At 68.3% G+C, this 9741-nt stretch carries 12 protein-coding genes, 1 tRNA gene and 1 pseudogene; 6 read left to right on the top strand and 8 right to left on the bottom strand.

The features are described 5' to 3' along the window. The first annotated feature begins 73 nt into the window (after positions 1-73). Both ACFVJS_RS22880 and ACFVJS_RS22875 read left to right on the top strand, forming a co-directional pair. Entirely contained in the window at positions 74-733 is a 660-nt protein-coding gene (locus ACFVJS_RS22880) for an SAF domain-containing protein (RefSeq protein WP_378885336.1), read from the top strand. A gap of 66 nt (positions 734-799) precedes the next feature. Then, positions 800-1150, top strand: coding sequence for an MscL family protein (locus tag ACFVJS_RS22875; RefSeq protein WP_378885335.1), 351 nt, complete (start codon positions 800-802; stop codon positions 1148-1150). Between the two features lie 23 nt (positions 1151-1173). Here ACFVJS_RS22875 and ACFVJS_RS22870 read toward each other — a convergent pair whose 3' ends face one another. Together ACFVJS_RS22870 and ACFVJS_RS22865 are read right to left on the bottom strand one after the other, a co-directional pair. After that, positions 1174-1377, bottom strand: coding sequence for a hypothetical protein (locus tag ACFVJS_RS22870; protein ID WP_378885332.1), 204 nt, complete (start codon positions 1375-1377; stop codon positions 1174-1176). Next, positions 1377-3044 (bottom strand): LCP family protein, encoded by a 1668-nt coding sequence (locus ACFVJS_RS22865; RefSeq protein ID WP_378885330.1) that lies wholly within the window; start codon positions 3042-3044, stop codon positions 1377-1379. Before ACFVJS_RS22865 ends, ACFVJS_RS22870 begins: the two co-directional genes overlap by 1 nt. A gap of 611 nt (positions 3045-3655) precedes the next feature. Between ACFVJS_RS22865 and ACFVJS_RS22860 the strand changes: the two genes are divergently transcribed. Further along, positions 3656-3731 (top strand) — tRNA-Arg (locus tag ACFVJS_RS22860). A 60-nt stretch (positions 3732-3791) separates the two neighbouring features. Here the strand turns inward: ACFVJS_RS22860 and ACFVJS_RS22855 are convergent. Both ACFVJS_RS22855 and ACFVJS_RS22850 read right to left on the bottom strand, forming a co-directional pair. Then, the gene (locus tag ACFVJS_RS22855) at positions 3792-4397 is read right to left on the bottom strand and encodes a DUF1349 domain-containing protein (protein ID WP_378885327.1); all 606 of its coding nucleotides are present in this window, start codon (positions 4395-4397) and stop codon (positions 3792-3794) included. 21 nt (positions 4398-4418) lie between these two features. Beyond that, positions 4419-5594 carry a saccharopine dehydrogenase family protein gene (locus ACFVJS_RS22850; protein ID WP_378885324.1) on the bottom strand — a complete coding sequence of 392 codons (1176 nt, stop codon included), beginning with the start codon at positions 5592-5594 and terminating at the stop codon, positions 4419-4421. 148 nt (positions 5595-5742) lie between these two features. Here ACFVJS_RS22850 and ACFVJS_RS22845 point away from each other — a divergent pair, with 148 nt between their 5' ends. Genes ACFVJS_RS22845 through ACFVJS_RS22835 form a run of 3 tightly spaced genes read left to right on the top strand, consistent with a single transcriptional unit; the run spans position 5743 to position 7728 of the window. After that, positions 5743-6537 carry a response regulator gene (locus ACFVJS_RS22845; protein ID WP_378885320.1) on the top strand — a complete coding sequence of 265 codons (795 nt, stop codon included), beginning with the start codon at positions 5743-5745 and terminating at the stop codon, positions 6535-6537. Between the two features lie 31 nt (positions 6538-6568). Further along, positions 6569-6838, top strand: coding sequence for a DUF2277 domain-containing protein (locus ACFVJS_RS22840; protein WP_378885317.1), 270 nt, complete (start codon positions 6569-6571; stop codon positions 6836-6838). Beyond that, positions 6835-7728, top strand: coding sequence for a Sir2 family NAD-dependent protein deacetylase (locus ACFVJS_RS22835; protein WP_378885314.1), 894 nt, complete (start codon positions 6835-6837; stop codon positions 7726-7728). Before ACFVJS_RS22840 ends, ACFVJS_RS22835 begins: the two co-directional genes overlap by 4 nt. On the opposite strand, the gene ACFVJS_RS22830 is transcribed toward ACFVJS_RS22835, so the two are convergent. From ACFVJS_RS22830 to ACFVJS_RS22815, 4 genes and pseudogenes are all read right to left on the bottom strand, one after another. Continuing rightward, positions 7714-7983 carry a hypothetical protein gene (locus ACFVJS_RS22830; RefSeq protein WP_008362798.1) on the bottom strand — a complete coding sequence of 90 codons (270 nt, stop codon included), beginning with the start codon at positions 7981-7983 and terminating at the stop codon, positions 7714-7716. The genes ACFVJS_RS22835 and ACFVJS_RS22830 overlap by 15 nt on opposite strands. A gap of 128 nt (positions 7984-8111) precedes the next feature. Beyond that, complete coding sequence (locus ACFVJS_RS22825; protein ID WP_378885311.1) at positions 8112-8798, bottom strand: metal-dependent transcriptional regulator; 687 nt, start codon at positions 8796-8798, stop codon at positions 8112-8114. Positions 8799-8898: 100 nt separating this feature from the next. Then, positions 8899-9387: a MarR family winged helix-turn-helix transcriptional regulator gene (locus ACFVJS_RS22820; protein WP_378885309.1), complete on the bottom strand. Its 489-nt coding sequence runs from the start codon at positions 9385-9387 to the stop codon at positions 8899-8901. Further along, positions 9384-9741: pseudogene (locus tag ACFVJS_RS22815) on the bottom strand (MFS transporter); the annotation flags it as partial. The pseudogene ACFVJS_RS22815 and the gene ACFVJS_RS22820, both read right to left, overlap by 4 nt.

Raw genomic sequence — 9741 nt, 5'->3', positions numbered from 1 at the left:
GGGTTGTCCACAACATGTCTGTGGCTGTGGATATCGGGATGCGGGGATCTGGCCGGCGACCTAGCGTGCCGGCATGCTCACTCGAATCACATCCTTCTCCCGCCGCGTACGCCGCGGGGTCCTTGCTCATCGACGCCTGCTGGCGTTCCTGCTGACCGCCTCGGCTGTCGCGATCGGGTTCTCGGCCACCCGGCCGGACCCACCCGACACCTCGACGATGGCGGTCGCGTCCCGAGATCTGCCGGTCGGCACGGTGCTCACCGCTGCCGACCTGACCGAGATCGAGGCCGAACCCGGCAGCGTGCCCGCCGACCTCGCCGAGGCGCCGCTCGGTGAGCGCCTGGCGGCTCCGCTGCGGCGGGGTGAGCCGGTCACCGACGTACGTCTCGTGGGTCCGGAGCTCACCGAGGGACACCCCGACCTGGTGGCCGTGCCGGTCCGGCTTCCCGATGCCGAGATGGCCGGCCTCCTCCACGTCGGCGACACCGTCGATCTCTACGCCACCGATCCCGCCACCGCCGAGACCGCCCGGGTCACCACCGACACGCTGATCCTCAGCGTCCCTCAAGCCACCGAGGCCAGCGGCGATGATTCTCTGGCACAAGGAAAGACCGAGGGGTTTGGCGTCACGAACACTTCGGCGGGGCGTCTGGTCATCGTCGGAGTCGCCGCGAACAGCGTCGAGGACGTCACATCTGCAGGGGTGGGTGGCTATCTCACCTTCGCGTACTGACGGCCTACGCACGCCATATCCGGGTCTCCTTCACCTCACACAATGAGCAACAGGAGAAAGCAAGACATGGACGGTTTCAAGAAATTCCTGCTCCAGGGCGACCTGATCAAACTCGCGGTCGCCTTCATCATGGGCGGCGCGTTCGCGACAGTCGTGACCGCGACGGTTGACATCATCATGGACCTGATCGGCAAGCTCGGCGGCACGCCGAACTTCTCGAACTACGAGCCGTACGGCATCAGCCTCGGCGCCTGGCTGACCGCAGTGGTCGCCTTCCTCATCATGGCCGCGGTCGTCTACTTCATGATCGTGAAGCCCTACACCGCCGCCAAGGAGCGCTTCTTCCCGGACCCCGACCCGGGCGAGACCGAGATCGACATCCTCAAGCAGATCCGCGACAGCATCAGCGTCCGCTGATCCATTCGCGCTCAGGTGCCGTCTCACCCACCGTGGTGAGGCGGCACCTGCGATTTCAGCCACCGGTCCGAGGCCGACTCCTCCGAATCGGCCGACGACTCCCGCTCGTCCTGGGTCGTCTCGGGAAGTACGTCACCGAAGATCCGCGCGAGCCGCTGCTTGCGCTTCCACTCCGGCTCCTCGGACCCCTCCGGCCCTGCCGTCTCGGGAGAGGTGTCCTCATCCATCAGCAGAGACCCGCGCGCTCACGCGCCGCTTTCGCCTCTTCGGCAATCTGGGCAAGCTCCTCCTCGGAAGCGCCACCGCTGGCACCGTCCGATGCCGTATCCGACGGCTCATCGGCCCCAGCATCTTCAGAGGGCGCCGTCTTCGCGGTCTCGCCGTCGGTCGCACCGTTGTCAGGCGCCGTGTCGCCTGAGTCCTTGCTTTTCTTGCCAGCAGCCTGACCGGCGTCCAGCGCCCCGGCAGCGATCTTCTTGGTCAGCGGCTTGTCGTTGGCGATGGCCTTGAAGACGTTTCTCGCCTTCTCCTCATCGAGGACGACAGTGACGTCTGGCCTCTGAGGATCGGGAACCGTCGGAATGGTGAGGAACTTGATGTTCTCCATTCCGATGCTCCGGAAACCGGCGCCGATCTTCGCCATCGTGTCGAGATTGTCCTTGAGACCTTCGTCCATGGTCAAGCCCTTGGTAGCGGCGTTCAGGAAGCTGAGCACCTTCGTAGGACTGGACAGGGTGTCTCCGGACAGCAACTTGGCCGCCATCGACCCGATAAAAGCCTGTTGCCGCTTGGACCGGTCGAGGTCACCGCCATCACCGAGGCCGTGTCGTAGACGCACGTAGTTGAGGGCCTGTTTGCCCGTCAGCTTCTGCGTGCCCGCATCGAAGTGAGCGCCGGTCCACTTGTCATCGACCTCTTCGGGGATGCAGACCTCGACCCCGTCGATGGCATCGACCATCCCCTTGAAACTCGAGAAGTCGACGACGACGACGTGATTGACCTGTACGTCGCACTTCTCACCACAGAGATCGTTGGCCACCGACTCGACCTGGGCAATCGTGCAGGACGGGCCAGCGATAGCGAACGCCTCATTCCAGCGCACGTAATCGGCAGGTTCGGTCTTCGTGCCAGTGTCTTCGTTCTTGCACGCTGGCCGGTCCACCATCGTGTCTCGGGGAATGGAAACGCCGTAAGCGAACGTCCGGTCAGCAGAAAGGTGCAGCAAGATATTCGTGTCGGATCGCTGGCCCTCGTCGGTCAGGCCATCGACGTTGCAGCCCTTGCAATCACGGCTGTCCGACCCCATCACGAGAATGTTGATCGGCTCCTTCGGACCGAGGTCAGAGGCCTTCTCACCGAGGCTGACGGTGTTGATGTTTCCGGTTAGATGCCGGTACGTGTAGACCGCGAACAGTCCGACGATCAGAGCCAGCACGAGCAAAGAGGACCCCAAGATCTGCCACACGCTGATCCGCGGCTTGTCGCGGTCCTCGTCCTCGCCCGGGTAGGGGGCGTACGGCTCGTCATAGCCACCCTGGGACGGATAGTCGTCATAGGGCTCGTCGTCGTAACCAGCGGCGTACGCAGCACCGTGCCGCCCCGCGGGCGGGTAGGCCTCGTGACGGGCCTCGTGCAGCTCGTCGCGTGAGGACGTACGTCCACGAGGCCGGTCGGCGGGGGCAGGGGCATTCCAGTCGAACTCGCGGGCAGCCGGCGGGGCGAGCTGCTGGTCGGGAGCCTTGGGCGCGGAAGGTGCAGCCTGAGGGTCCTGGCGATACCAGTCCGACACGGGCGCGACCGCGGTCTCCTCGGCGGAGGGCACGGGTGCAGGCGGCGGGGGTACGTGCCGCGCGGGGCGCGGTGTCTCGCGCAGCGCCGGAGCGACGGCGGTCACGTCCGGGTCGCTCCACTCCTGAGGTGACGGCGGGGCAGGCGTCGGCGACGCACCCGAGCCCCCTCGGCCCATCGCCTGGTAGCGCTCGGCCCGGGTCGGCTGCCGCCGCACCGGTTCGACGCGGAGAGGCTCGACACGCGGCGGCTCGGCGACGGAATGATCGACGGGCTCCTGACGAACCGGACGCGCAGCGCGGCGACCACCGCCCGCTGACCCCGGCCCCGGGCCCGGAGGCGGCGGCGACACGAACTCGGACTGCGGACGCGCGGCCCGACGTCCACCACCGGGCTCCGTCGACGGCTGGTCGATCGGTACGTCTGCGGCCCGTGCGCCACGGCCGGAACGAGTCCCCCCAGACTCACTGCCCGCAGCCTCGTCGGCGCCGTACATCCACTCGAATCCGGACACGCCCGAGCCAGAATCCGCACCCCCACGGCGGGGAGGCAGGGAGGGGTCAGGCATAGATCACCGTCACTCGTCGCTTGTCATCGGGGGGATTCGGGTTGAGTCGACGGTGACTCAACCTACGCGAGGGCCCCAAGTTTGGCCCCTGACCGCATCGAACCCCAAACCGTAGTATTACCCGCCACCATGGCAAGATATCTGCGAATGCCCCAGTAGCTCAGTGGATAGAGCAGCCGCCTCCTAAGCGAAAGGTCGCAAGTTCGACTCTTGCCTGGGGCACCACGAACCACCTGCCACACCATCCCGGATCGGCCCGGTGTGGCCGCTGACCTGCGGATACCCTCAGTGCAGCGAGCCATCCGGCGCCCCCGCTCGCCAGTCGTAGAACGGCACCTCGAGGCCCGCACGCGTCGGAGCGCAGAGGAACGGCCCCGCGGTCACCTCCTCGCGCGCCTCGAAGGGAAGCAGGCGCACCAGCTGCCAGCTCGCATCCTCCCTGCGGGCACGGATCGTCAGAGCGTCGTCCGCCCAGCTGACCCGGAACGTCACCCGGGTGTCGCCCCATGCGGGAGCCGACGAGGCCGACCAGTCCGATCGACCGTCGGTCACGACCGCGCCGATCTGTGGGACACCGTCGGCGAACTCGATACCGGCCTTGACCCAGCGCTCGTCCGAGGCCCGGACGAAGATCCCCGCCTGGTCGAACTGCTCGGAGAACGGCGTGCCGAACTCGACCTCCATGGCCGACCCCGGGGCGAACGGCGCGACCAGCGCGTGCTCGGTGTCGTGGACGAACCCGTACGAGGTGTGCCGCCAGGCATCGCTGCTCTCGACCGCGGTTGCGAGCAGGACGCCCTCGGGCGTGACCCGGGCCGCGGCCGGCTCATGGGTCCACCTCCCGGCCGACCAGTCGATGTGCCGCTGATTCCCGGAGGAGTTCTGATTCACTCGAGCGCCTCGGCCGTACGGTCAGCTCTGCGCGACGACGTCGAACCGGATGCCCGCGACTTGCAGGCGATCGAGGAGCGCGTCGCCCATCGCCACCGCCGTGGTCACCGACCCGGAGGTCTCGGGGAGCGTGTCGAACGCGAGGCACAGCGCCGACTCGGCGAGCATCTTCGCTGTCTCGGTGTAGCCCGGGTCGCCTCCGGACACCTTGGTGTGGATCTTGCGACCGTCTGTCTCGGCGACGAAGTCGACCGTGAACCAGGACTTCTCCCGACGAGCCTCGGACGGTCCGGTGCCCTGCTTGACCCGCTCGCCGAGCTTGGCCCGCAGCGGCGGCACCTGCATCGCGGCGGCGAGGGCACCGACTCCGACCGCACCGCCGACGGCGTACCTCAGCGTCTTGATGCCGGCGAAGTGGGAGTAGGTGAAGGCGGGACCGTACGCCTCCAGAGCCCGCCCGGAGCGGGCGACGATCGCCGGGTCGATGGTCGGTAGCGGCAGCAGCCAGTAGCCGAGCTCGCTGTCGCGGCCGATCCGCGGCTTCGCCGATCGAGACGTACGTCCCTCCGGCCGCCCCTCGAGCGCCCGGCGCTCGCGCGCCGCGGTCGCCATCTCCCGGGGCCGCGACATCTGCCCCAAAGCCGAGTGGAAGGTGCCTCCCGAGAAGGTCGCGTTGGAGCGTACGACGCCCTTCATCGTCAGCGGACCGGTGATCTCGCCGCCGGCGCCGAGCTCGCGGACCGTGAAATAGGCGCCGAGGTCGTGCGGGATCGAGTCGAAGCCGCAGGCGTGCACGATCCGGGCGCCGTTGGCGCGGGCGACGGCGTCGTACATCACGAACATCCGGTCGACGAACTCCGGCTCGCCGGTGAGGTCGACGTACTCGGTGCCTGCCTCCGCACACGCCTTGACCAGCGGCTCGCCGAACTCCAGGTAGGGCCCGACGGTGGTGATCACGACCCGGGCGCGAGCCGCCAGGGTGGCCAGCGAAGCAGAGTCGTTCACGTCGGCCTGGAGGAGCTCGACGTCGGCGGAGCCGAGCCCGTCGCGGACCTTCTCCAGACGCGACAGGGAACGCCCGGCGAGCGCCCACCGCAGCCCGTCGGGTGCGTTCTCGGCGAGATACTCGGCGACCAGACCCCCGGTGAAACCGGTCGCGCCGAACAGGACGATGTCGAGATCGCGAGAAGTCGTCATAACGGCTACCTTTCCAGAAGCAACGAAATCCGAGACGGCACGGGTATCTGAGTGATCAAATGTTGCATCAATAGGGATACTCTTAAGCGGTTTCTTTCGGCACCATCCCCAACCACGAGATGAGCGAGACGAGCCTGTGGGCGACGCGGTGATCAGCGTTCTGCTGGCCGACGGTCACGACGTCGTGCGTGTCGGCGTGCGGACGGTGCTGCTGCGCGAGTCCGACATCGAGGTCGTCGGCGAGGCCCGCACGGCCGCCGAGGCACGCCCGCTGATCGCGACGCTCCGCCCTGACGTACTCATCCTCGACGCTCACCTGCCCGACTCCTCCGGGGTTGCCCTGTGCCGTGAGGCGCTGGCGATGAAGAGCGACATCCGCTGCATGATCCTCGCGACCGACGCCGACGACGAGGTGATGAGCCAGGCGATCATGGCCGGTGCCGCCGGTTATGTGCTCAAGCAGATCGAGGCGACGAGCCTGGTCTCCGGCGTACGCCTGGTGGCCAGCGGCCACACCCTCTTCGACCCGGAGGCCGCCGCCAAGGTCGTGCACAACGTCGAGGAGCGCCGCCGGATGCACGAGGTGGTCGCCGAGCTGACCCCACAGCAGCGGCGGATCCTGGTGCTGCTGGCCGAGGGTATCTCCAACCGGCAGATCGCCGACCGGCTCGTGCTGGCCGAGAAGACCGTCAAGAACCACATCACCGGACTCCTCGCCAAGCTCGGCGTCAGCCACCGCACCCAGGCGGCGCTGATGGCGAGCCAGCTGCTCGAGGACGGCGTCGTGCCCCGTCCGGCGCCCCCGGGCGACGACGCCAGGCAGACCAGAGGCACGTCCAGAGGCACCAAGGGCACGCCCAAGGGGGCCGGCCCCAACGGCGGCCCGGTGCCCCCGCTTCCTCGAGGCCAGGCGCCTTCCCGCACACCCGGCCGATCCCGGTGACCGTCGCGGCAATCCGAGTACCGTGGTTGGCATGTGCCGCAACATCCGCCCGCTCCACAACTTCGAGCCGCCTGCCACCGACGACGAGGTCACCGCTGCCGCCCTGCAGTTCGTACGCAAGGTGAGCGGCACCACGAAGCCTTCTGCCGCCAACCAGGAGGCCTTCGACCGAGCCGTCGCCGAGATCGCCCACGTCACCCGGCATCTCCTCGACGACCTGGTCACCAACGCCCCCAAGAAGAACCGCGAGGTCGAGGCCGCGAAGCGCAAGGCCCGCGCCGGGGCCAGGTACGCCTCGTGACCCTCGCCCCCGGGGCGATCGCCGAGGATTCGTACGCAGCAGCCCTGGCGCTCCTCCAGGACCGGCGCCTCGTGGTGCTGACCGGCGCCGGCGTCTCGACAGACTCGGGGATCCCCGACTACCGCAGCCCCGGCAGCCCGGCACGGCAGCCGATGACCTATCAGCAGTTCGTCTCGGGACCGCAGGAGCGGCAGCGCTACTGGGCGCGCAGCCACCTCGGCTGGCGGCGGATGGGCAGCGCCGTGCCGAACGCCGGTCATCGGGCCCTGGCCGCGATCGACCCCGAGCTGCTGATCACCCAGAACGTCGACGGGCTGCACGAGCAGGCGGCGCCGGAGCTGGCCCGGAGCGGCCGGATCGTGCCGCTGCACGGCCGGGTGGCCGACGTGATCTGCCTGTCCTGCCGCACGCTCAGCCCGCGCCGCGCTCTTCAGGAGCGGATGGAAGCCCTCAATGCGGGTTGGGCCGAGGCGCACGCCGACGTGGAGACCCGCCCCGACGGTGACGTCGCCCTCGAGGAGACCCAGGACTTCGTCGTGCCCGACTGCGAGATCTGCGGCGGCATCCTCAAGCCCGACGTCGTCTTCTTCGGGGAGAACGTCCCCAAGGACCGGGTGACCCGGTGCATGGACGCGGTCGACGCCCTCGCTGAGGAATCAAGCGATTCCGAGCTCCGCGGCGAGCGGCACGAGGGGAAGGGCGTGCTGCTCGTCGCGGGCTCGAGCCTGGCGGTGATGAGTGGCTACCGGTTCGTGCGCCGGGCGGCGAAGGCCGGGATCCCGGTCGTCATCGTCAACCGTGGTGCCACCCGGGGTGACGGGGAGGCGACGTACAAGCTGGAGGTGGGGACCAGCGAGTTCCTCACCGAGGTGGCCTCACGCAGAGCGTGACTGGATCGGCAGGTCTGCCATGCGGCCGGCGGCCTCGTCGACCGACAGTCTGGCTCCGATGAAGAAGTGGTAGACCGGGCCTTCGTCGATCAGCAGCACCTTCGCGCTGTGGAAGTCGCCACCGAGGTCGGTGAGCACGATCTCCTCGCCGCGCTCGAGGTGACGGGTCAGGCCGGTGTCGGTGTGGTGGACGGCGACTGGGCGGAACGTCTCATCCAGCTCGCGACCGCGAGCGGGCAGATGAACGACCTCCATAGAGCTCTCCCCTCCGGAGACCCCCGCAAGTCTCGACATGACAACTGCTGAAGATCTCTCTCCAGCAGGCCCCGCACGTCAAACCTAAGCATTCAGGACCTAATCGGTCCAGAGGCGTGTGCCAGTTTTTAGAGAGCCTTCACGAAGATGTGGTCTGCGGCCTCGGGGATGATCTCCGCGGTCTCGCCACCGGAACCGAGCAGCACCCCGTCGGGGGTCGCCTTGATGGCGACGGTCTGGTCGGGGGTCGCGCCGACGCGGCGCAGAGCGCTCATCAGCGACTCGTCCTTCTGCATCTCCTCGGAGATGCGTCGCACCAGGACGGTGGCCCGCTCGGTGCCCGCGGCGGCGGTCAGCGACTGGACACCGGCCATGAAGTCCTCGTCGGCGGGCTTGCCGCCGAGCTCGTCGAGACCAGGGATCGGGTTGCCGTAGGGCGACTCGGTCGGGTCTCCGAGGAGATCGAGCAGGCGCTTCTCGACGGTCTCCGACATGACGTGCTCCCAGCGGCACGCCTCCTCGTGGACCAGCTCCCAGTCGAGACCGATGACGTCGGTGAGCAGCCGCTCGGCGAGCCGGTGCTTGCGCATCACTCGCGTGGCCAGGCGCAGGCCCTCGTCGGTGAGCTGCAGGTGGCGGTCGCCCTCGACCGTCAGCAGGCCGTCGCGCTCCATCCTGGCGACGGTCTGCGAGACCGTGGGACCCGACTGGTGCAGGCGCTCGGCGATGCGGGCGCGCAGCGGAACGATTCCCTCTTCGACCAGCTCATAGATGGTGCGAAGGTACATCTCGGTGGTATCGATGAGATCGCTCACAGGCTAATCCTACATCCTTGAATCAGTCAGAAAAACCGAGCCCAGCAGGGTGTGTCCCGGATGACGTCAGCCTGCAGGAGAGATCAGCACGGCGGATCCCCTAAGAGCCCTGGCGTTCGAGGGCGTCGTTGTATCTGGACAGCATAGCGCTGAGCCGGTCGATGTCGTCGGGACTCCAGTCGGCCAGCCGGTCGCTGAAACGTACGCGGCGCTCCCGCGCGACGCGGTCGAGCCCTTCGCGCGCCTCGGCGGTCACGGAGACCAGGCTGGCCCGGCCGTCCTCGGGATCGGGGTGGCGCTCGAGCAGACCCAGGTCGACGATCGTCTGCACCATCCGGCTCACCGCACCCTTGTCGATGCCGAGCCCGTCGACGAGGGCGGAGGCGCGCAGCGGACCGTGCTCGGCGACCCAGGTCAGCAGCATGTAGCCACCAGGCGGCAGGTCGGGGTGGAGCATCCGGCCGCGGATGCGCATCGCCCGCTTCGCTCGGCGCATGAGCACGCCGACCTCGGCCTCGAGCCGGATCAGCGACTCCACCCTGGTCTCGTCGATCGAGTCGCCCTCGACAGGCTCGTCAGCGGCGGTCATCTCCGAACAGCTCCCTCGGCTTCCGTCTCGGCCTCAGGGAGGGCCTGAGTCTCGGAGAGGTCCTCGACGGTCGTCTTGAGCGGGACCTCTTTGATGCCCACGATAGCGACCAGCGCGAGCAGGGCGCACGGGATGGCCACCAGGAAGAGGTCGGCGGTGGCCACGGCGAAGGCGTGCTCGTAGAGGGCCTGCATCGCGCTGGGCATGCTCGCCGGGTCGGCGAGCCCGCCGCTCTGCAGGCTCTGGAGCTGCTCGGGAGTGACCTTCCCGCTGGCCACCAGCTGCGGGATGCCGTCGGTGATCACGTCCTCGACCCGGTGGGAGAGCACCGCGCCGAGCGCGGCGATGCCCATC

Source organism: Nocardioides sp. NPDC057772 (genome assembly GCF_042798075.1).
Lineage (GTDB): Bacteria > Actinomycetota > Actinomycetes > Propionibacteriales > Nocardioidaceae > Nocardioides.
Note: the sequence above shows the minus strand (reverse complement) of the source record. Positions and strands in the feature narration are given on the sequence as shown.